Source organism: Bradyrhizobium monzae (assembly GCF_021458635.1).
Classification (GTDB): domain Bacteria; phylum Pseudomonadota; class Alphaproteobacteria; order Rhizobiales; family Xanthobacteraceae; genus Bradyrhizobium.
This window is the reverse complement of sequence record NZ_JAIRDQ010000002.1, coordinates 541,383-561,909: the sequence shown is the minus strand read 5'-3', so window position 1 is coordinate 561,909 and position 20,527 is coordinate 541,383. Positions and strand designations below refer to the sequence as shown.

The window sequence follows — 20,527 nt, the reverse complement described above, 5'->3', positions numbered from 1 at the left end:
GTGACGCAGCTCGATCTTGCCATTCGCGGCGGCACCATCGTGACGGCCAGCGACGAGTTTCGCGCCGATATCGGCATTCGCGACGGCCGGATCGTCGCCATCGCCGACAGCATCGAAGGTGCGGCGCGCGAGATCGACGCGTCGGGCCTGCTGGCGCTGCCGGGCGGCATCGACAGCCACGTCCACATCTCCCAGGCCCAGGGCCCCGATGTCGTGATGGCCGACGATTTTGCCTCGGCGACGCGCGCGGCGGCAGCCGGCGGCAACACCATGGTGCTGCCTTTCGCGCTCCAGGAGAAGGGGACGTCGCTGCGGACCTGCGTGGAGAACTACCGCAAGCTTGCGGAAGGCGAGTGCTACATCGACACCGCCTTCCACCTCATCATCTCCGATCCGACTGCCGTCGTGCTCGGGCAGGAGCTGCCGGCGCTGGTCAAGGACGGCTACACCTCGTTCAAGGTGTTCATGACCTATGACGACCTCGTGCTGAGCGACAAGCAGCTGCTCGAGGTGTTCGATGTCGCGCGCCGCGAGGAGGCGCTGGTGATGGTCCATTGCGAGGGCTATGACGCCATCCGCTTCCTCACCACCAAGCTGGAGCGCGAGGGTCATATCGCGCCCTATTATCACGGCACCTCGCGGCCGCAGGCCGTCGAGCGCGAGGCAACGCATCGCGCCATCAGTCATGCTGAGGTGATCGGCGTTCCCATCATGATCGTCCACGTCTCCGGGCGCGAGGCGATGGAGCAGATACGGTGGGCCCAGCAGCGCGGCCTGCCGGTGCATGCGGAGACCTGCCCGCAATACATCACGCTGACGGCTGACGACATGAAGGGCCTGAACATGGATATAGCAGGCGCCAAATATGTCTGCTCGCCACCGCCACGCGATGTCGAAAGCCAGCAGGCGATCTGGGAGGGCATCACGTCAGGCGTGTTTCAGACCTTCTCGTCCGACCACTGCCCGTTCCGCTACGACGATCCCAAGGGCAAGCTGACACCGAATGCCCGCACCTCGTTCCGCTGGGTACCCAACGGCATCCCCGGCGTCGAGACGCGGCTGCCGATCCTGTTTTCGGAAGGTGTCTCGAAAGGACGCATCACGCTGCAGAAGTTCGTCGAGCTGACCGCGACCAACCATGCCCGCATCTACGGGCTTTATCCGCGCAAGGGCTCGATCGGGGTAGGCTTTGATGCCGATATCGTGCTGTGGGACCCGAAGCTCAAGAAGCCGATCCGGCAGGCCGATTTGCACCACGGCTCCGACTACACGCCCTGGGAAGGCTTTGAAATCACCGGCTGGCCGGTCACCACGATCGCGCGGGGGCGGGTCGTGTACGAGCAGGGCAGGATCGTCGGAGACAAGGGCGCGGGCGAGGTGCTGAGCCGCGGCAAGTCCAGCCTGGTGTGACGGCGAGATGATGTCACGGCACGCCCTGCCGCGCCTTTACCATTTTGTGGTCACGGCGCGCGCGGACAGTGTGACGAGGCACATCAACGCTGCGAGCATCCAGAAGGCCATCGGCAGGCCGACGGCATGGGCGACAAAACCGATGCCGGCAGGGCCGACCAGAACACCGGCGTAGCCGGCGGTGGTGATCGACGCCACGGCGAGCCCCGTGGGCATCGCGGTCTGCGTCGCCGCGCCGCGGAACAATACCGGCACGAGGTTCGACGCGCCGAGGCCGATGAGGAGGAAACCAGCGATGGCAACGGCCTTGCTCGGCGCGAGCAACAGCACTGCAAGGCCCGCGACGGCAAGCAGGCTCCCCCCGACCAGCGTTGTGCGATCGCCGATGCGTGCGACGACGACGTCGCCGCCGAGCCGGCCAACGGTCATCGCGATCGAGAACACGATGTAACCGATTCCGCCCTGGGCCTCGCTGACGAGGCCCGTGCCGATGACGAGCAGCGCGCCCCAGTCGAGCATCGCGCCCTCGATCAGGAAGGTGATGGCCGCGAGCAGCGCCAGCAACAGCACGATGCCATGCGGCAGCACGAACAGCGGCCCCTCCTGCGCCTGTGCCCGGCGTAGCAGGCGCGGCGCGGCAAGCGACATCGCGATCAGCATCAACACGGAACAGATCAACGCGCTCGCGAGCGGTCCAAGATGAAACGACAGCAGCGCCGTCATCACCGCCGATCCCGCGAAGCCGCCAATGCTGAAGAGCGCGTGAAAGCCCGACATCAGCGGTTGTCCCGCCGCGCGTTCGACCTCGACGGCATGGATGTTCATGGCGACATCGATGGAGCCGAGGGCAGCCCCAAATCCAAGCAACGCCAGCGCCAATGTCAGGGGCGTGGCCGCGACGACCAGCAGGGGCAACACCAGGGCGAGGCCGATCCCGCCCGCGATGATGATCGGCTTGGTGCCATGGCGTGCGCTCAAAATGCCGGTGGCGAGCATCGCGACGACCGAGCCGATGCCGAGGCTGAGCAGCAGCAGGCCGAGGACCGCGTCATCGACCGCGAGCCGCTCCTTCGCGAACGGCACCAGCGGCGCCCAGCAGGCAAGGCCGAAGCCGGCGACCAGGAACGAGAGGCGCGTGGCGAGTCGCGTCGCCGGCCGGTCGGCTGAGCTCATCAATGAAACTCCGGGAGGGAAACGAAGCGCGCGATCACGGCGAGGCGTTAGATCATCAACCAGGGGCGAACGCCAGAGTTCCGCCGACGCTGTGAGTTGACGAATTGTATCATTATGATGTCGTTCTTGGCGCTGTCGTTTCGACTGCAAGCATCCGATGATCCCACTTCGCGGGCAGTGTGCCCTCCGAGGTGGAGGTGACGCTGTAACAGAACGGCATGAAAGCTGCTTGGCTGGAAAAACGGTGCGAGGCTGCGTTATGTTGCGCGCGCCGACACGCCCCTGAAGCTGCGATCCCCCAGCCTCGCCAAGAAAATTGAAGAAGTCAGGAACTCGCTGATGCGTATCGTCAATGTTGCCGCCGCCCAGATGGGCCCGATCCAGAAGGCCGACAGCCGCGAGGCCGTGGTCAAGCGCATGATCGCGCTGATGGACGAAGCCAAGGCCAAAGGCGCCGACCTGATCGTCTATCCGGAACTGGCGCTGACGACGTTCTTCCCACGCTGGTACGTGGAGGATCGGTCGGAGTTCGACGGCTGGTTCGAACGCGAAATGCCGAATGCCGCGACCAGGCCGCTGTTCGATCGTGCGGCGCAGCATCAGATGGCAATGAATTTCGGCTATGCCGAGCTGACGCCCGAAGGCCGCCACTTCAACACGGCGATCCTGACCGACAAGTCCGGCAAGATCGTCGGCAAATATCGCAAGGTCCATTTGCCGGGCCATGCGGAATACGACACCAATCGCTCGCACCAGCATCTGGAGAAGCGCTATTTCGAGCCGGGCGATCTCGGCTTCAACGTCTGGCGCGAGTTGGGCGGCGTCATCGGCATGGCCATCTGCAACGACCGGCGCTGGCCCGAGACCTATCGCGTCATGGGCTTGCAGGGCGTCGAGATGGTGCTGATCGGCTATAATACACCGTCGGAAAATGCTGAACGAAGCGACGAGAGCCTGGAAAAGCGCATGTTCCACAATCGCCTTTCGGTGCAGGCCGGCGCCTATCAGAACGCGACCTGGGTGGTCGCAGTCGCCAAGGCTGGCGTCGAGGACGGCCATGCATTGTTTGGCGGCAGTCTGATCGTCGATCCCGACGGCGAGATCGTTGCCGAAGCCAGGACCGAAGAGGACGAACTCCTGATCTATCCCTGCGATCTCGATGCCACCAGCTTCGGCAAAACCACGATCTTCAACTTTGCACAGCACCGCCGCATCGAGCATTACGGCCTGATTACCAGCCGTACCGGCACGGTGCCGCCGCCGGAGAAGTGATGCCGATGGTCTTCCTGCAAACTGGCAATCATTTCGCTCAGGCCTATCATGGAGTGCTTCATGACTGAACCGACATACGATCTGATCATCCGCGGCGGCCGCGTCGCCACCACGACCGATGTGTTCGAGGCCGATGTCGCCATTTCCGGCGAGACCATTGCGGCGATCGGCCGCGGGCTTCCGCCGGCGAAGCGCGAGATCGACGCACGCGGGAAGCTGGTTCTGCCCGGCGGCGTCGACAGTCACGCGCATATCGAGCAGCTGTCTGCCGCCGGCATCATGAATGCCGACACCTTTGAAAGCGCGACCGTGTCGGCGGCCTTTGGCGGTACGACCACGGTGATTCCGTTCGCCGCCCAACATGTCGGCATGAAGCTGCCGCAGGTGGTGGAGGATTATCACGCGCTGGCGAAAAAGGGCGCCGTGATCGACTACGCCTTTCACATGATCATCGCGGACGCGACCAGGGAGACGGTCGAGGAGCACATTCCGGCGCTGGTGAAGCAGGGGCACGGCTCGATCAAGATCTTCATGACTTACGACCGGCTCAAGGTCGACGACGAGCCGCTGCTCGACATTCTCCTCGCCGCACGCCAGTCCGGCGCGATGTTGTGCGCCCATGCCGAAAATCACGGCATCATCGCCTGGATGGTCAAGCGGCTGCTCGCGCGCGGCTACACGATGCCCAAATACCACGCCGTCAGTCATGCGCGCGTCTCGGAGGCGGAAGCCTTCACCCGGCTGATCGGCATGGCCGCGCTGATCGATCAGCCCATCATGATCTTCCATGTCTCGACCGCCGAAGGCGCCAGGGTCATCCGCGACTCGCGCGGGCAGGGGCTCAAGGTGTTTGCCGAGACCTGTCCGCAATACCTCTTCCTCACGGCTGATGATCTCGACAAGTCGGGCGCGGAAGGCGCCAAGTGGATGTGCAGCCCGCCGCCGCGCACGCATTCGGACCAGGAGGCGCTGTGGCAGGCGCTGTCGCTCGGCGATCTCCAGACCATCTCGTCGGACCACGCGCCGTATCGTTACGACGAGACCGGCAAGCTGCGCGCCGGCCCCAATCCAAACTTCAAGCAGGTTGCGAACGGCCTGCCGGGACTGGAGCTGCGGCTGCCGCTGCTGTTCGACGCGATGGTGTCGAAAGGGCGGCTCGGCCTCGAAAAATTCGTCGAGCTGACCGCGACAGCACCCGCCAAAATCTACAATCTGCATCCGCGCAAGGGCTCGATCGCGGTCGGCGCGGATGCCGATATCGCGATCTGGGATCCTAATCGCGAGACCACGATCGCGGACGAGATGATGCACGATCTCGCCGGTTACACGCCGTTTGCGGGCCGCCAGCTGAAGGGATGGCCGGTGTCGGTGCTCTCGCGCGGCCGCGTGATCATCGACGGCGACAAGTGCCTCGCCAGCGCCGGCAGCGGCAAATTCCTGGCCCGGAGCGGCGGCGAGGCGGCAAAGCCGACGGGCCGCCTCGTGGCGGACATGGATCCTGAGCGGAATTTCGGAGCAAAGTTGCTGTGATCGCGGACCAACGCCGCGCGTGTTCTTGGCGCGGTCGCGTCCATGCTGCCGCGCACCCACGGGCCAAAAGTCGATGAGAACCCGCTGGCGGACCCGCGGTTACTGGCATACCATTTGCACGCTAATGGGCTCGATTTCACCTGCCCTTGGCCAACGAACGGCCGGCATCACGGCATTACTGGGAGAACGTCATGGATCGCAGGACCGTATTGAAGGGACTGGCTGGCGCGGGCGGTCTGGCATTGTCGGGGGGCCTCTCTGCGCCGGCGATCGCGCAAGGCGCCTCAGCTCGCACCCTGCGTTTCGTGCCGCAGGCCAATCTCGCCAATTTCGACCCTATCTGGGGCACCCAATATGTCGTGCGCAATGCCGCGGCGCTGGTCTGGGACACGCTTTACGGCGTCGATGCCCAGCTACAGGCGCAGCGCCAGATGATCGAGTCCGAGGAGACCTCGGACGACGGCAAGACCTGGACGTTCAAACTGCGCCCGGGGCTGAAATTCCACGATGGCGAGCCGGTGCTGAGCAAGGACGTCGTGGCGAGCCTGGCGCGCTGGGCTGCACGCGATCCAATGGGCCTGATGATCCTTGCGATCCAGCAGGAATTGACTGCTGTCGATGACCGCACCTTCAAATGGGTGTTGAAGCAGCCCTTCCCGAAAATGCTCTACGCACTCGCGAAAAACAATGCGCCGTGCTCCTTCATCATGCCCGAGCGCATCGCGAAGACCGATCCGTTCAAGCAGATCACCGAATATATCGGCTCCGGGCCGATGAAGTTCGCCAAGAGTGAATGGGTTCCCGGTGCCAAGTCGGTGTTCGAAAAATTCACCGATTACGTGCCGCGGCAGGAGAAGCCGTCGTGGCTTGCCGGTGGCAAGCAGATCCTGGTTGACCGCGTCGAATGGCTGGTGATGCCGGATCCCGCAACTGCGGCCGCAGCCTTGCAGAACGGCGAGGTCGACTGGTGGGAGAACCCGATCGCCGACCTCGTGCCCGTGCTGAAGAAGAACAAGAACATCAGTGTCGATATCGGCGATCCCCTCGGCAATATCGGCTCGTTCCGCATGAACCATCTGTTCGCACCGTTCAACGACGTGCGGGCACGACGGGCGGTGCTGATGGCGCTCAGCCAGGAAGACTACATGCGCGCGATCGTCGGTGACGACGATGCGCTGTGGAAGTCGCTGCCGGGCTTCTTTACGCCCGATACGCCGCTCTACAGCGAAATGGGTGGCGAGATCCTCAAGGGCAAGCGCGACCTCGATGCCGCCAAGAAACTGCTCGCCGAGAGCGGCTATTCCGGTCAGCCGGTGACCTGCCTCGTCGCGCAGGACCAGCCGATCACCAAGGCGCAGGGCGACGTCACTGCCGATCTCCTGAAGAAACTCGGCATGAATGTCGACTTTGTCGCCACCGATTGGGGCACGGTCGGCTCCCGCCGTGCGGCGAAGACGCCGCCGGGGCAGGGCGGCTGGAACATGTTCCACAGCTGGCATGCCGGTGCCGATTGCATCACGCCCGCCTCCTACACCGCCATTCGCGCCAATGGCGACAAGGCCTGGTTCGGTTGGCCCAATAGCCCCAACACCGAGAAGGAGGTCACGGCGTGGTTCGACGCCAAGAACCTCGACGAAGAGAAGGCCGCAGTCGGCCGTCTCAACAAGGCGGCGCTCGATGATGTCGTCTACGCGCCGACCGGGTTCTTCCTGACCTACACGGCCTGGCGCAACAACGTGTCGGGCATCACCAAGGGACCGCTGCCGTTCTTCTGGGGCGTATCGAAGACCGCATGATCCTGCGCTGAGGCCAGATGCTCTCCTATATCCTCCGGCGCATCGTCGCCACCTTGCCGGTGATGGCGATCGTTGCACTGTTCGTGTTCAGCCTGCTCTATATCGCGCCGGGTGATCCCGCCGTGGTGATCGCTGGCGACCAGGCGAGCCCGGAGGATGTGGAGCGCATCCGCCAGAGCCTCGGTCTCGACCGTCCCTTCCTGATCCAGTTCGGAAGCTGGGTCTGGCGCATTCTGCACGGCGACCTCGGCACCTCGATCTTCACCAATCTGCCGGTCTCGACCATGATCGGGCAGCGCCTCGGGCCGACGCTGTCGCTGATGGTGATCACGCTTCTACTCACGATCGTGGTCGCGGTGCCGCTCGGTGTCGTGGCGGCGTGGAAGGCCGGCAGCTTCATCGATCGCGCCATCATGGGCTTCGCGGTGTTCGGCTTCTCGCTGCCGGTCTTCGTCGTCGGCTACATGCTTGCCTACATCTTCGCGCTCGAGCTCGAATGGCTTCCGGTGCAGGGCTACACGCCGCTTAACCAGGGCCTCTGGCCGTGGTTGCAGAATCTGATCCTGCCCGCGATCGCGCTCGGCTGCGTCTATATCGCGCTGGTTGCGCGCATCACGCGCGCCGCCATGCTCGAAGTCTTGCAGCAGGACTATATCCGCACCGCGCGGGCCAAGGGCATGGGGCAGGGTGGCATCCTGTTCATTCACGCCTTGAAGAACGCGGCGGTGCCGATCGTGACCGTGATCGGGATCGGCATCGCGCTCCTGATCGGCGGTGCGGTCGTCACGGAAAGCGTGTTCGCGATCCCCGGTCTCGGCCGTCTCACGATCGACGCGATCCTGCGCCGCGACTATCCGGTCATCCAGGGCATCGTGCTGCTGTTCAGCTTCGTCTACGTCCTCGTCAATCTGATGATCGACGTCACCTACACGCTCGTTGATCCGAGGATCCGCTATTGACCGACATGACCGTCAATCCACAGGCGCTGCCACCGGGTCTCGTCCTCGCGCCGCAACTGCCTGAAATCCTCCGACCAGTCACGATCCGTCGCGGCTTCATCGGGTTCTTGCGCGGCCATCCCACCGTTGCGATCGGCGGCGCGCTGCTGCTGACGCTGGTTCTGATCGCGATCTTTGCGCAGTATCTCTGGACAGTCGATCCGACGGCACTTGCACCCGCCAAGCGCACCCGCGCGCCGTCCGCGCTTTACTGGTTCGGCACCGACGTGCTTGGCCGCGATATCTATTCCCGCGTGCTGTTCGGCGCGCGCGTCTCGCTCACGGTCGGACTGTCGGTAGCGATCCTCGCATCCGCGGCGGGTCTCGCCATCGGCATGGTCTCGGGCTTCGTCCGCTGGGCGGACGGCATCCTGATGCGCTTCATGGACGGGTTGATGTCGATCCCGCCGATCCTGCTGGCGATCGCCTTGATGGCCTTGACGCGCGGCAGCGTCGGTAACGTCATTCTGGCGATCACCATCGCCGAGATTCCGCGCGTCTCGCGCCTCGTCCGCAGCGTTGTGCTGTCGCTGCGCGAGCAGCCCTATGTCGATGCGGCGGTGGCCTGCGGCACGCGCACGCCGATGATCATCCTGCGCCATATCCTGCCCAACACGCTGGCGCCGATGCTGGTCCAGGCGACCTACATCTGCGCCAGCGCCATGATCACCGAGGCGATCCTGTCCTTCATCGGTGCCGGCACGCCGCCGACCATTCCGTCCTGGGGCAACATCATGGCCGAAGGCCGCGCGCTCTGGCAGGTCAAGCCCTATATCGTGTTCTTCCCGGCGGCGTTCCTGTCCGTCACCGTGCTCGCCGTCAACCTGCTCGGCGATGGTCTTCGTGATGCGCTTGATCCGCGCATGGCCAAGAGCCTCTGATGCTGCGGAGCTGATCGCGATGGCGTTGCTCGAAGTCGAGAACCTTCAAACCCACTTCCGGACGCCCACCGGCATCAACCGTGCGGTCGACGGCGTATCGTTCCATGTCAACGAGAGAGAAACGCTCGCCATCGTCGGCGAGTCCGGCTGCGGCAAGTCCGTGACCTCGATGTCCCTGATGCGGCTGATCCCCGAGCCGCCGGGCAGGATCGCGGGCGCCATCCGCTTCGCGGGCAGGGATCTCTTAAAACTCTCGGATCGAGAGATGCGCGCCATCCGCGGCAACGACATCTCGATGATCTTTCAGGAGCCGATGACGAGCCTTAATCCGGTGCTGACGGTCGGTCGCCAGATCCGCGAGACGCTGATGATCCATCAGGGCCTAGACCAGCAGGCCGCCGAGGCGCACGCGATCGAGATGCTGACGCTGGTCGGCATTCCCGAGCCGAAGCGGCGTGTGCGCGAATATCCGCACCAGCTCTCCGGCGGCATGCGCCAGCGCGTGATGATCGCGATTGCGCTGGCCTGCAACCCGAAGCTCCTGATCGCGGACGAGCCGACGACCGCGCTCGACGTGACCATCCAGGCGCAGATTCTGAAGCTGATGCTGGACCTGAAAAGCCGCGTGGGCGCGGCGATCATTCTGATCACCCATGATCTCGGCGTGGTTGCCGAGATCGCCGAGCGCGTCATGGTGATGTATGCCGGCCGCAAGGTCGAGGAGGCGCCGGTGGCCGAGCTGTTTCGTTCGCCGCGTCATCCCTATACCCAGGGCCTGCTTGGCGCGGTGCCGAGGCTCGGCTCCTCGCTGACCGGCACGGCAAGACGGCTCGCCGAGATCCCCGGTCAGGTGCCTGATCTGCGCAAACCGATCACCGGCTGCGTTTTTGCCGGACGCTGTGCGCTCGCGACCGATCTCTGCCGGCAATATGCGCCGGGTCTCGAAGAAAAGGGGCCACGTCACATCGCGGCCTGCCACTACGCCGCCAAGGGGGCGGTTGCGGCATGAGCCCTCCGCTGCTCCAGGTCAACGACCTCAAGAAGCACTTTCCGGTCAATAGGGGTCTCTTCGGCCGCAAGTCCGAATGGGTCTATGCGGTCGACGGCGTGTCCTTCGAGATCGCACGCGGCGAGACGCTGTCGCTGGTCGGCGAGTCCGGCTGCGGCAAGTCGACGGTCGGCCGCGCGATCCTGCGGCTGTTCGACGTGACCTCCGGCCAGGTGATCCTCGATGGCCAGCGCATCGACGATGCGCATCCGAGCACGATGCGTCAGTTGCGGCAGCGCATGCAGGTGGTGTTCCAGGATCCGTTCTCGAGTCTCAATCCGCGCATGCGCGTGCGCGACATCCTGGCGGAGCCGATCCGCAATTTCGGCCTCGCCAAATCTGCGGCCGATCTCGAGACGCGCGTGACGACGCTGATGGACACGGTGCGCTTGCCCCGGGAAGCGCTCAACCGCAGGCCGCACGAATTCTCCGGCGGCCAGCGGCAGCGCATCGGCATTGCACGAGCGCTCGCGGCCGAGCCGGAGCTGATCGTCTGTGACGAGGCGGTCTCTGCGCTCGACGTCTCGGTCAAGGCGCAGATCGTCAATTTGCTGCAGGATCTTCAACGCGAGTTTGGTCTCGCGCTGCTGTTTATCAGCCATGACCTCGCCATTGTCGAGCACATGACCCATCGTGTTGCGGTGATGTATCTCGGCAAGATCGTCGAAGTGGCGCCGCGCCGGGAGATCTTTGCGGCGCCAAGGCATCCCTACACCAAGGCGCTGCTCTCGGCAGTTCCGCTGCCGGAGCCCGGCGCTCAGCGCAATCCCATCATCCTGAAGGGAGACGTGCCGAGCCCGATCAATCCACCGAGCGGATGCCGCTTCCACACCCGTTGTCCCTATGTGTTCGATCGCTGCCGGACGGAAGAGCCGCTGCTACGTTCGGCGGAGAGCGAACAGTGGGTGGCCTGCCACCTCGATGCTCTGCCGGCGGGATAGAGAACGATATCGGGTACCGCACCGTCGCCAGACCGCGCGCTCCGCGCCTCTCCCAAGCGATCGCGAGTTGCGGCTGTTGAACGCCTCACAGCGCATTTGCGTAGGGTCCATTGACGGCCCAATCCTTGTCTGGCGAGAGCCGGCGTCGCGGAGGACTTTCAAGCGCGGGCCGTTCGTTCCTGGCGGCGGCGCGCCATCGCGCCGGCGTCTGGCTGCTGATGCGCTTGAACACGGTCGAGAAATGCGCCTGGGTGCTGAACCCGACGGCAAGTGCGATCTCGGCCAGCGGCCGCTGCGTCGTCGTCAGCAACGACTTTGCGTGCTCGATCCTGTGATTGAGCAGGTATTCGCGTGGACGGTATCCGGTCGCTGCACGGAACTGTGCGGCAAAATGCATCCGCGAAAGGCCTGCGACATTGGCGAGCTCGGACAGGCTGATGCTGCGTTCGAAATGAGCGGCGACATGTTGCTCGACACGCCGCAGGCGCCATTTCGGCAATGCATTGACCTTGGCGCGCGGCAGTTCGGGCCGGGCCAGATGCATCGCAAGGATCTGGCCGATGCAACGGGCAAACTCGCGGACTGCGGCATCGCCTTGCTCGGCCAGTGCCGTGGCCAGTCCCGCGGTGAGCGGATCACGCAACAGAACGAGGTCGTCGAGCCCTTCCGCAGCGCTCTGCGCCCATTGAGTCGGGAAGTGCTCCGCGGAGATGTGGAAGTGCAGGAAAGCGCAAGGCGCCTGGAATTGGGCGCTCAGCTGTTTCGACGGCGCGCTGACATACAGGGTACCCGACGGCATGGTGCCGTCGAAGATGATCCGCCGCTCCCTGGTCAGGGTGGCGCGCGTTGTCTTCAACGCAATGCCGACGAAATATCGATCGGGCGGCGTCGTCGCTACGTGCCATGAGGCCTCCCGCGAGTCGTCCCATCGCGAGATCGCGATGTCTTCCAGCGCGGCCTGCGAGCTGCAAATGTTCTGACGCCATTTGGCTTCCTGGGCGATGGCCTGCGTCGCGCGAGGTGCTTCGTGATCTCTCGGGCCGGCCGGAAGATCGATCCGGGCGTGGGTCTGGTGCAATTCGGTCAGCATCGCCTATTCCTTCTGAGCTTCGCGGTCGTTCGCTATGACCGGTGAACTCGCATCCTCGGTATGCTGACAGGATAGGCGTGAGCAGGCTTGGAAGCCCGTTAGGGGTGATTAGGATGTGTTAGATTATGTGGGCGCGGGTGGGGTGCGGCAGCTGGTCGCGGGAGTCTGGATTTTAGACGACGTTTAGCCGTTATTCGAACACGGCGTCGAAAATCTCGACGTCGATCAGCACGGGCTTGGCGAGAACGGTGCCATCGGGCTGGAGCGTCAGCGTGCGCCGAAGGGTTGGAACCACGATGCCGTTGAAATGATCGTGAGCCCACGAATAGTGCGCGACATGTGCGCCCAGCAGATCGTGATCGGTCCGTCGCTGCAAAGCGCTCCCGTCGAAATAGAACACTTGCTCGGACGCGAGGCTGATCAGGCTCGGCGGGAATTGCGCGCGAAGGCGTCGCCAGGTCTCACTGTTCTCCTGCCACGGCGGCAGCTCCTCGACGACGACGTCGGGACGAGCCAGGAGGAATGGAGTGGTGAGATAGTTCCAGATCTGGACGCCGCAGAAGAAGACCAGATGCAGTTCGTCCGCCAGCGCGTGCGCGCCGTTTGTTGGAAAGGCGAGGCTCGGGTTGCGCCAGGTCCGCAGCACCTGGCCATCCAGGCTTTCGATCGTGATCGCATCCGGCGCAAACGCGCCGGACCGTTCTCCGCCCGTGATCCCGGTGAAGCGGACCGATTGCGTCCGCGTCGATCCCTCCGCGGTGACGTCCTTGAATTCGCGGGCATGTCCGGCGTCGGAGAACAGGGCGCCCCCAACGGAAAGATGCAGCGTGAACCGGCTCAGGCTGTTCCAGCGGGCCAAGCCCCCGCAGGCGTCGATCGCATCGTCAAGAAGTGCCATGTCTCACTGCATCCACCATGAAGTCTCAGCACCATGGCGGGCCGGATGCGGCTTGGCGTGTTAGAAGTTGTTAGGAGTTGCAAGAGTGCAATGGGGCGGTATCCCGTTGAAGATGCTCTTAATTCAGCGCGCTCAGGAGCCCCTTGGCGGCGACCAGGTCGCGGCTCGACAGGCCTTCCTGATATTGCCCGACCAGCGGCGCCAGCAGCGCCTGCGCATCGCCCTTTCGCCCGGCCCGTTGCCAGACGCGGGCCAGGCTCATCGCCCCCCGCAGCTCCCAGCCGCGCGCACATTGCCGGCGCGACAGGGCCAGCGATTGCTGGAGACAGGCTTCGGCCTCGGTCGCCCTGGCGGATTGAACCAGGATATCCGCCTTGACCCGCAGCATTTCCGGCATATCGAACGATTCGCCGTGATCGCCGATCTGGGCGATGGCTTCGTCGATCGTGCGCAAGGCCTCATCGGCCTCGTTCTGGGCCGCCAGACCCTCCGCGAGCGCCGTTGCAAACACCGTCGTCATGATCCGGTGCCGGGTGGCGTACAAAGTTGCCTGGCTGCGGCGAAGCTGCTCGATGCCGCCGGCGATGTCGCCGCGGCGGAGCAGGAGCTCGCCCTTCTGGCCGATGCCGACCGCGTGATAGGGGCCGAGGAAGTGCCGCGCGGAATGATCGATCAGCCGATCGATCAGGCTTTCGGCGCTGGCCCAGTCGCCGACCCACAGAAACACGTAGATCGTCCAGATCAGGGAAATGCCGAGCGTCAGGGGCTGCTCGAGCTGCTCGGCCTGATGCACGGTGTATCTTGCCGCCTCGATGGCACGGTCGGGCCGGCCGCTGAGCCAGAGCCCGCGCGCCAGGGCGACCAGCGCGACAATGCGGTCGTCATAGCCGAGATGGCCGATATTCAGCCGCTGCGAGCCGGGATTGTGCACCATCGCGCTCTCGCAGAACGCGACGGCCTTGTCCTGGTTCCCGATCAGATGATGCGCCACGCCCAGCATCCACTCGACATTCAGGGTGCTGGTCGGGTCGTTCAGCTTCCGGGCGACGCCTTCGCTCTGTACGCCGGTGCCGAGCGCGCCATGAAAATCTCCGACCCGGGTCAGGTAGATGTGCAGCCCGCGCAACAGCCAGAGCTGCCAGTGCAGGTCGTCGAGCGCCTCGGCCAGTTGCAGGCTTCGCGTGAACGCCGAACGGACCCCATCCGTGTTGCCTTGCGTGAACATCACGGAGACGCCAAGCGCCGCTTGCAAAGTCATTTCCTTGCGACGGTCGACGTTCTCGGCAGAGGCGAGCGCCTGCTGGGTCCAGCCATGACATTCGGTCAGCAATGTCAGCTCGAGGAAGAACTGCGCGGCCGAAGCTGCGAGGTCCACGGCGAGCGCGCGATCGCCGGCTTCTGAAAAGCTCCAGGTTAGCGCGGCCCGCACATTCGGCAAATGATCGGCATAGGGCAGGAAGCCGCCCGCGCTCTGCATGCCATTGGACTTGACGGAGATGTCATGCAGGAAGTCGCGGAAATACTCAGCGTGGGCGCGCGCGACGCGGTCCGCTTCTCCGCTCTCGACGAGCTTGTCGCCGACGAAGGCGCGGGTCGTGTCGAGCAGGCGGTATCTCAGTCGTCGTTCTGCAGGCGACGTTGCAATCAGGGATTTGGACAGCAGATTCGAGATCGCTTCGACCGCTTCCGCCTCGCCGATGCCCTGACTTGCGGCGACCGCGAGCGCAGCTTCGAGTGTGAATGGCCCGACGAATACCGACAGGCCGCGCAATGTCGCGCCCTCGGCCCGAGGCAGGAGATCGTAGCTCCAGCTCAGCGCCGCGCTCAGCGTCTGGTGCCGGGGAATTGCAGTGCGGCGCCCTCGCCACAGAAGCGAGAAACGGCTGTCGAGCAGCGAGGCCGTGCCGGCGATCCCGTAGGCGTTGACCCGTCCGGCGGCAAGCTCGATCGCAAGGGCAATGCCGTCCAGACGCCGGCAGATATCGGCGACGAGAGGCGCGTCCTCTTCACTGAGCTCGAATTCGCTCAGGCTTTCGGCAATCCGCTCGACGAAAAGCTGGCTCGCCGGATAGGCAAGGATTTCGGCCATGCTGAGTCCGTCGCGCTGCGGCGGACAATCCAGCGGAAACAGCCGGTACACCCGCTCGCCCTCGGTGCGAAAGGATTCGCGGCTGGTGGCGAGAACATGCAGCTCCTCGGCTTCCCGCACGATGCGCTCCGCCAGCGGAGCGAGCTCGTCGATGATATGCTCGCAGCTGTCGAAGACCAGCAGCGTCCGGCGGTTGCGCAGTGACATCAACAGCCCGGGTATCGGGTCGTCGGAGTTGACGGTCAGGCCAAGCGCCGCGGCAATCGTACCTGGAACGAGCCGCGGCTCCGTCAGCGCGCCAAAGTCGACGAAGCAGACCTGGCTCTCGAAGCTCGCAAGCTGACCATGCGCCACGGCAAGTGCAACCGAGGTCTTGCCGATGCCGCCGGGGCCGACGATGGTGACGAACCGATGCAGGGACAGTTCAGTCGCGATCTTCTCGACGGCGTCATCCCGGCCAATCATCTTCGCGGGTGGAGCAGGTATGGACCGGAGCGAGGACGCAGTCGCGACGGGCCGGCTCTCCGCAGGCGCGGTGCGGCGCGTTGGTGCCGCGAAACAATAGCCGCGGCCAGGCACGTTGACGACATAACGAGAGCCTTCGCCGCCATCGCCCAGGGCCTTGCGCAGCGACGTGATGTGAAAGCGCAGGCTGCCCTCGTCGACATTCACGTCGGCCCAAATCCGCTTGACCAATTCCCGCTTGTCGACCACCTCGCCGGCACGCTCAGCGAGAAAAATCAGGATATCGAGCGCGCGACCGCCGAGATGAACCGGGACGCCGTCCTTCTCGAGCAACCGCGACCGGGGAAGCAGCCGAAAGGCCCCGAAGGAAACGGCTGAGTCCTGGTCGTTAGTGTCCGGCACGTGCCATGATTCCAATGAAAGGAAAGGGCTGCTGTCTGTTTGATCTACCAGAACGAGATCGTGAGTAAACCGGCCGAAAGCGGCGAAATCGAGCAGCACATACAGGAATTGCTCGGACCAAACGCTGCGAATTTTGCTTAAACGCGAGCGGCTTATGCGAAAGCGTGAAAGTTCGGCAGCGCGCGTCAGAACTGATGGATTGGTCGCGACAGGCAAGTATCACGCGTCTTCCGATCATAACAGAATCTTGCAACGTCTAACGAGCGTGAGCCGGGGATCTGCATCAGTATAGCTTTCGAGTTAGGCCTATTTCCAACGGGGGAGGCTATCATGCCCGAAATCAGCTCTCGGACGAACGACAGGGGTGTTCGATCTCACTTTGTCGCCAATCTCGACGATGTATCGCGTGACTGGGAACTCGTGCTGCGCGAGTCGCACCATCGCATGAAGAACACCCTGACGCTCCTGGGTGCGTCAGTCCGCCGCGATTTCACGCGGGCCGGGACCAGGGACATGTCGGTCGCGGTGGACCGGTTGGAGCGGCGCATCGTCGCATTCGGCAGGCTCTATCAACTTTTGTCCGACAATGACGATCTTGCCATGATCTCGGTCGAAGCCTTCTTCGAAAGCCTGTGTGGCGCGCTGTCCGAGGCGGTGCTGGCGCCGGCCGTCATCCGCTGCGAGGCATCGATCGCAAACGGCATGCTGCCGGCCTGGCAGTGTCATCGGCTTGCACTGATGCTGACGGAGCTGGTCACGAATGCGGCAAAGCATGCCTTTCCCAACAAGAAGGGCGCGCTGATCCGCATCGAGGTCGCGAACCACGAGGGCAGCTGGCTCTGCACAGTGACTGACAATGGTATCGGCGCCACCGGGCCGCTTCAGGGCGCCGGCAGCCGGATCCTGGAAGGCTTGGCGCGCAGCATCAGTGCCCGGATGCAGGGCGAGGCCGGGCAGGGCGGTACGCGCGTGACCATAGCAATGCCGAGCGCGGCCGCCTGAGAAAGCGATCGCGCTCGCAATCGCTCACGAACCATACCTCAAACCAGGGAGTTCGACATGACCACCACCGAGATCAATCATCCAGCCGACGCGAAGCCAGCGAAATCGCGTGCCGTCGATCTCAAGCTCGAGGTCGTCGTAATCCCTGTATCGGACGTGGACCGCGCCAAGGCATTTTATGCGAGCCTCGGCTGGAGACTGGACGCTGATTTCGCCTCCGGTGATGGCTGGCGCGTGATCCAGTTCACGCCGCCGGGTTCGGCCTGTTCCGTGATCTTCGGCAAGAACGTCACGCCCGCGGCGCCCGGTTCGGCGCAAGGCCTTTATCTGATCGTCTCTGATCTTGAGGCGGCGCGCCAGGATTTGCTAGCGCGTGGCGTCAAGATCAGCGAACCCTTCCATGGTGGCGGCGACGTTCACGCGGGGGTGGACGAGCCGTATCTCTTCGGCAGTGTCCGGGTCAACGGCGCTGATCCAAAACGCGGCAGCTACAGCTCATTTGCCTCCTTCAGGGACCCCGACGGCAACGGTTGGCTGTTCCAGGAAATCACAACGCGGCTGCCCGGCCGTATCGACGCGACCGATACGATTTTCACCTCGTCAAGTGAACTTGCGCGCGCGCTACGCCGCGCCGCGGCGGCGCATGGTGAGCACGAGAAACGGACCGGCGCGCATGACGAGAACTGGCAGGACTGGTACGCCGACTACATCGTGCGCGAGCAGGCTGGCCAGCCGCTGCCGACCTGACTCGCGAACGTAGACATCTGAGTCAATGCTGACACGGCGCGCGATGGCTCATCGCGCGCCGTGATGCATTTGCGCCCCGAAGACCATGCCTCATCACATTCCCGCTCGGTGTCACGACGACTCGCAACGGCTAACGCAGCCTAACAATCCATAACGAGCCAATGGCCGGTGTGTGAGTCAATCTGTCTCCAGGACGAACCGATCGGCGATTTCGAATTTCGGTCAACGTCACAGACCAGAACAAGGGAGAGCGAAAATGACAACGCAGACACGAGCCGACATGATGAACCCGGATCGACGCCAATTGCTGGGTCAGGCCGCAATGATGGCTGTTGCCGCAAGCACCGCGAGCCTGTTTCCGGCAGGCCCGGTAAAGGCCGCCGCAAGCGGCGCAATTCGCCCGTTCCACGTCAACGTGCCCGAGGAAGACCTGCTTGATCTGCGCCGCCGTCTCGCAGCGACGCGCTGGCCGGATCGCGAGATCGTCGCCGACCAGTCGCAGGGCGTGCAGCTCACGACAGTCCAGCAGCTCGTGCGCTACTGGCAGTCCGACTATGACTGGCGCAAGATGGAGGCACGGTTGAACGCGTTGCCGCAATTCGTCACCGAGATCGACGGCGTCGATATCCACTTAATCCACGTGCGTTCCAGGCACGAGAATGCCTTGCCGATGATCGTCACGCATGGTTGGCCGGGCTCGATCATCGAGCAGATGAAGATCGTCGGTCCGCTGACGGATCCGACTGCGCATGGTGCCAAGGCAGCCGATGCATTCGACCTCGTGATCCCCTCACTGCCGGGCCACGGTTTTTCCGGCAAGCCGACCGAGCTTGGCTGGGATCCGCAGCGTGTTGCACGCGCCTGGGTCGTGCTGATGAAGCGGCTTGGCTACAACCGTTACGTCGCCCAGGGCGGCGATTGGGGCAATGCGGTCACGGAGCAGATGGCGCTGCTGGCGCCGCCGGAGCTGCTCGGAATTCACACCAACATGCCCGCGACGGTTCCCGATGATATCGCCAAGGCGCTCCAGCCCGGCGGATCGAAGCCACCCGGCCTCTCGGCAGATGAGACATATGCCTACGATCAGCTTGACGATTTCTACAAGCACGGCCTCGGCTACGCGATCGAAATGTCGAACCGGCCGCAGACCCTCTATGGTCTGGTGGATTCGCCGGCAGGCCTGGCATCCTGGATGCTCGACCACGACGCGCGCAGCGCCGCGATGATCGCCCGAACCTTCGACGGCAAGACCGAAGGCTTGTCGCGCGACGATGTCATCGACAACATCACGCTGTACTGGCTCACCAACACGGCGGTGTCGTCGGCGCGTCTGTACTGGGAGAACAAGCTGGTGTTCTTCGCGCCCAAGCATTTGAAGATCCCGGTCGCCGTCAGCGTTTTCCCTGACGAGATCTACGCGGCACCGCGCAGCTGGGCCGAGAAGGCCTATCCCAAGCTGATCCACTACAACCGCCTCGACAAGGGCGGGCACTTCGCGGCCTGGGAGCAGCCCGCGCTGTTCTGTTCGGAAATGCGCACCGCGTTCCGCCCGTTGCGTCAGTCGATCTGAGCTGGATGGGACCCGCACCCTTCGTGGAACCGCTGCGACGCTCGACTGGTTGGAAGGCGACACGGAGGTGACGCCGGGATAGCCTTCCACCGGTGCGGAGCGCCGCCAAACGACCACAAGCAAACAAGGAGAAAAGAGATGATCCGCAAAGCAAAAGCAGTATGGCAGGGCACCGGCCGCGATGGCACCGGCCATCTATCGAGTGAATCCGGCGTGCTCGCCGAGACGCCGTATTCGTTCAAGACGCGCTTTGAGAACGAGAAGGGCACCAATCCCGAGGAATTGATCGCAGCCGCTCACGCCGGCTGCTTCACGATGGCACTGGCCTTTGGTCTTCAGCTCGCCGGCTTCACGCCGACTGAGCTCTCCACCGAGGCCGCAGTGACCCTCGATCCCGATGGCAAGGGATTCAAGATCAGCAAGTCGGCACTGACCTTGCGCGCCAAGGTGCCGAACCTCGACGACGCCGGTTTTGCCCGTATCGCCGGCGAGGCCGAGAAGAACTGTCCGGTGTCGAAAGTGCTCAACGCGACGATCACGCTCGACGCCAAATTGACCTAGGCGGAAATTCGGAGCTGCCCCCAGGACTTGCCAGCATCAGTCTGATGAAGGCAAAGTCCTGGGCGAGAGGTTATCGGTAAGATGGCGTTTCCGCGTGGACGCGGGCACCTCGACGGCGAAGAAGGACACATCAAATGACGACAGAGCGCGCAGTTTTGGCTGGAGGCTGCTTCTGGGGCATGCAGGATCTCATCCGCAGGCAGCCCGGCGTGATCTCGACGCGGGTCGGCTACACCGGCGGTCGGGTGAAGAACGCCACCTATCGCAATCACGAGGGCCATGCCGAAGCGATCGAGATCATGTTCGATCCCGAGAAGACCAGCTTCCGGACCATGCTGGAGTTCTTCTTCCAGATCCACGACCCCACCACGCTCAATCGCCAGGGCAATGATCTCGGCACGAGCTACCGTTCTGCGATTTTCTACACGTCGGACGCGCAGAAGCACGTCGCCGAAGACACCATTGCCGATGTCGAAGCGTCGGGGCTGTGGCCCGGCAAGGTGGTGACGGAAGTCGCCCCCGCCGGCGAGTTCTGGGAGGCCGAACCTGAGCATCAGGATTATCTCGAACGCTATCCTGACGGCTACACCTGTCATTTCATCCGGCCGGACTGGAAGCTGCCGCGGCGCGCGGCTGTTTCCGGAGGGTAAGCGT

The 20,527-nt window shown here is 63.8% G+C and carries 17 protein-coding genes; 13 read left to right on the top strand and 4 right to left on the bottom strand.

Features of this window, described 5'->3' with window-relative positions:
• Positions 1-1,410, top strand: coding sequence for a dihydropyrimidinase (hydA, locus tag K3F49_RS11765; RefSeq protein WP_234681079.1), 1,410 nt, complete (start codon positions 1-3; stop codon positions 1,408-1,410).
• 36 nt (positions 1,411-1,446) lie between these two features.
• Here hydA (K3F49_RS11765) and K3F49_RS11760 read toward each other — a convergent pair whose 3' ends face one another.
• A complete protein-coding gene (locus K3F49_RS11760) occupies positions 1,447-2,583 on the bottom strand; it encodes an MFS transporter (protein ID WP_234681078.1) in 1,137 nt (378 codons plus the stop codon).
• 339 nt (positions 2,584-2,922) lie between these two features.
• Between K3F49_RS11760 and K3F49_RS11755 the strand changes: the two genes are divergently transcribed.
• The 7 genes from K3F49_RS11755 (at position 2,923) to K3F49_RS11725 (ending at position 11,049) form a co-directional block, all read left to right on the top strand.
• Positions 2,923-3,855, top strand: coding sequence for an N-carbamoyl-D-amino-acid hydrolase (locus K3F49_RS11755; protein WP_234681077.1), 933 nt, complete (start codon positions 2,923-2,925; stop codon positions 3,853-3,855).
• 60 nt (positions 3,856-3,915) lie between these two features.
• The gene (hydA, locus tag K3F49_RS11750; RefSeq protein WP_234681076.1) at positions 3,916-5,385 is read left to right on the top strand and encodes a dihydropyrimidinase; all 1,470 of its coding nucleotides are present in this window, start codon (positions 3,916-3,918) and stop codon (positions 5,383-5,385) included.
• Positions 5,386-5,576: 191 nt separating this feature from the next.
• Entirely contained in the window at positions 5,577-7,181 is a 1,605-nt protein-coding gene (locus K3F49_RS11745) for an ABC transporter substrate-binding protein (protein ID WP_234681075.1), read from the top strand.
• Between the two features lie 17 nt (positions 7,182-7,198).
• Positions 7,199-8,140, top strand: a complete 942-nt coding sequence (locus K3F49_RS11740; protein WP_234681074.1) for an ABC transporter permease — start codon at positions 7,199-7,201, stop codon at positions 8,138-8,140.
• Positions 8,137-9,060, top strand: a complete 924-nt coding sequence (locus tag K3F49_RS11735) for an ABC transporter permease (RefSeq protein WP_234681073.1) — start codon at positions 8,137-8,139, stop codon at positions 9,058-9,060. The genes K3F49_RS11740 and K3F49_RS11735 overlap by 4 nt, the downstream gene beginning before the upstream one ends.
• A gap of 19 nt (positions 9,061-9,079) precedes the next feature.
• Positions 9,080-10,069, top strand: coding sequence for an ABC transporter ATP-binding protein (locus K3F49_RS11730; RefSeq protein ID WP_234681072.1), 990 nt, complete (start codon positions 9,080-9,082; stop codon positions 10,067-10,069).
• A complete protein-coding gene (locus K3F49_RS11725; protein ID WP_234681071.1) occupies positions 10,066-11,049 on the top strand; it encodes an ABC transporter ATP-binding protein in 984 nt (327 codons plus the stop codon). Before K3F49_RS11730 ends, K3F49_RS11725 begins: the two co-directional genes overlap by 4 nt.
• Positions 11,050-11,134: 85 nt before the next feature.
• Here the strand turns inward: K3F49_RS11725 and K3F49_RS11720 are convergent, their stop codons facing one another.
• The 3 genes from K3F49_RS11720 to K3F49_RS11710 form a co-directional block, all read right to left on the bottom strand.
• Positions 11,135-12,139: a helix-turn-helix domain-containing protein gene (locus tag K3F49_RS11720; protein WP_234681070.1), complete on the bottom strand. Its 1,005-nt coding sequence runs from the start codon at positions 12,137-12,139 to the stop codon at positions 11,135-11,137.
• A gap of 190 nt (positions 12,140-12,329) precedes the next feature.
• Complete coding sequence (locus K3F49_RS11715) at positions 12,330-13,037, bottom strand: hypothetical protein (RefSeq protein WP_234681069.1); 708 nt, start codon at positions 13,035-13,037, stop codon at positions 12,330-12,332.
• Positions 13,038-13,155: 118 nt separating this feature from the next.
• Positions 13,156-15,993, bottom strand: coding sequence for an ATP-binding protein (locus K3F49_RS11710; protein ID WP_234681068.1), 2,838 nt, complete (start codon positions 15,991-15,993; stop codon positions 13,156-13,158).
• Positions 15,994-16,323: 330 nt separating this feature from the next.
• On the opposite strand from K3F49_RS11710, the gene K3F49_RS11705 reads away from it, so the two are divergent.
• The 5 genes from K3F49_RS11705 to msrA all read left to right on the top strand — a co-directional run bounded on the left by K3F49_RS11705 (position 16,324) and on the right by msrA (position 20,523).
• Positions 16,324-16,995: a sensor histidine kinase gene (locus K3F49_RS11705; protein WP_234681067.1), complete on the top strand. Its 672-nt coding sequence runs from the start codon at positions 16,324-16,326 to the stop codon at positions 16,993-16,995.
• Between the two features lie 57 nt (positions 16,996-17,052).
• Entirely contained in the window at positions 17,053-17,742 is a 690-nt protein-coding gene (locus K3F49_RS11700; RefSeq protein WP_234681066.1) for a VOC family protein, read from the top strand.
• A 256-nt stretch (positions 17,743-17,998) separates the two neighbouring features.
• Positions 17,999-19,312, top strand: a complete 1,314-nt coding sequence (locus K3F49_RS11695) for an epoxide hydrolase family protein (RefSeq protein WP_234681065.1) — start codon at positions 17,999-18,001, stop codon at positions 19,310-19,312.
• A 138-nt stretch (positions 19,313-19,450) separates the two neighbouring features.
• A complete protein-coding gene (locus K3F49_RS11690; RefSeq protein ID WP_234681064.1) occupies positions 19,451-19,873 on the top strand; it encodes an OsmC family protein in 423 nt (140 codons plus the stop codon).
• Positions 19,874-20,007: 134 nt separating this feature from the next.
• Positions 20,008-20,523, top strand: a complete 516-nt coding sequence (gene msrA, locus K3F49_RS11685) for a peptide-methionine (S)-S-oxide reductase MsrA (RefSeq protein WP_234681063.1) — start codon at positions 20,008-20,010, stop codon at positions 20,521-20,523.
• Positions 20,524-20,527 lie beyond the last annotated feature (4 nt).

Coding starts and splice junctions, on each gene's coding strand:
- K3F49_RS11760 (WP_234681078.1), bottom strand. CDS start 2,583: ATGAGCTCAGCCGACCGGCCGGCGACGCGACTCGCCACGCGCCTCTCG.
- K3F49_RS11755 (WP_234681077.1), top strand. CDS start 2,923: ATGCGTATCGTCAATGTTGCCGCCGCCCAGATGGGCCCGATCCAGAAG.
- hydA (WP_234681076.1), top strand. CDS start 3,916: ATGACTGAACCGACATACGATCTGATCATCCGCGGCGGCCGCGTCGCC.
- K3F49_RS11745 (WP_234681075.1), top strand. CDS start 5,577: ATGGATCGCAGGACCGTATTGAAGGGACTGGCTGGCGCGGGCGGTCTG.
- K3F49_RS11740 (WP_234681074.1), top strand. CDS start 7,199: ATGCTCTCCTATATCCTCCGGCGCATCGTCGCCACCTTGCCGGTGATG.
- K3F49_RS11730 (WP_234681072.1), top strand. CDS start 9,080: ATGGCGTTGCTCGAAGTCGAGAACCTTCAAACCCACTTCCGGACGCCC.
- K3F49_RS11725 (WP_234681071.1), top strand. CDS start 10,066: ATGAGCCCTCCGCTGCTCCAGGTCAACGACCTCAAGAAGCACTTTCCG.
- K3F49_RS11720 (WP_234681070.1), bottom strand. CDS start 12,139: ATGCTGACCGAATTGCACCAGACCCACGCCCGGATCGATCTTCCGGCC.
- K3F49_RS11715 (WP_234681069.1), bottom strand. CDS start 13,037: ATGGCACTTCTTGACGATGCGATCGACGCCTGCGGGGGCTTGGCCCGC.
- K3F49_RS11705 (WP_234681067.1), top strand. CDS start 16,324: ATGCCCGAAATCAGCTCTCGGACGAACGACAGGGGTGTTCGATCTCAC.
- K3F49_RS11700 (WP_234681066.1), top strand. CDS start 17,053: ATGACCACCACCGAGATCAATCATCCAGCCGACGCGAAGCCAGCGAAA.
- K3F49_RS11695 (WP_234681065.1), top strand. CDS start 17,999: ATGACAACGCAGACACGAGCCGACATGATGAACCCGGATCGACGCCAA.
- K3F49_RS11690 (WP_234681064.1), top strand. CDS start 19,451: ATGATCCGCAAAGCAAAAGCAGTATGGCAGGGCACCGGCCGCGATGGC.
- msrA (WP_234681063.1), top strand. CDS start 20,008: ATGACGACAGAGCGCGCAGTTTTGGCTGGAGGCTGCTTCTGGGGCATG.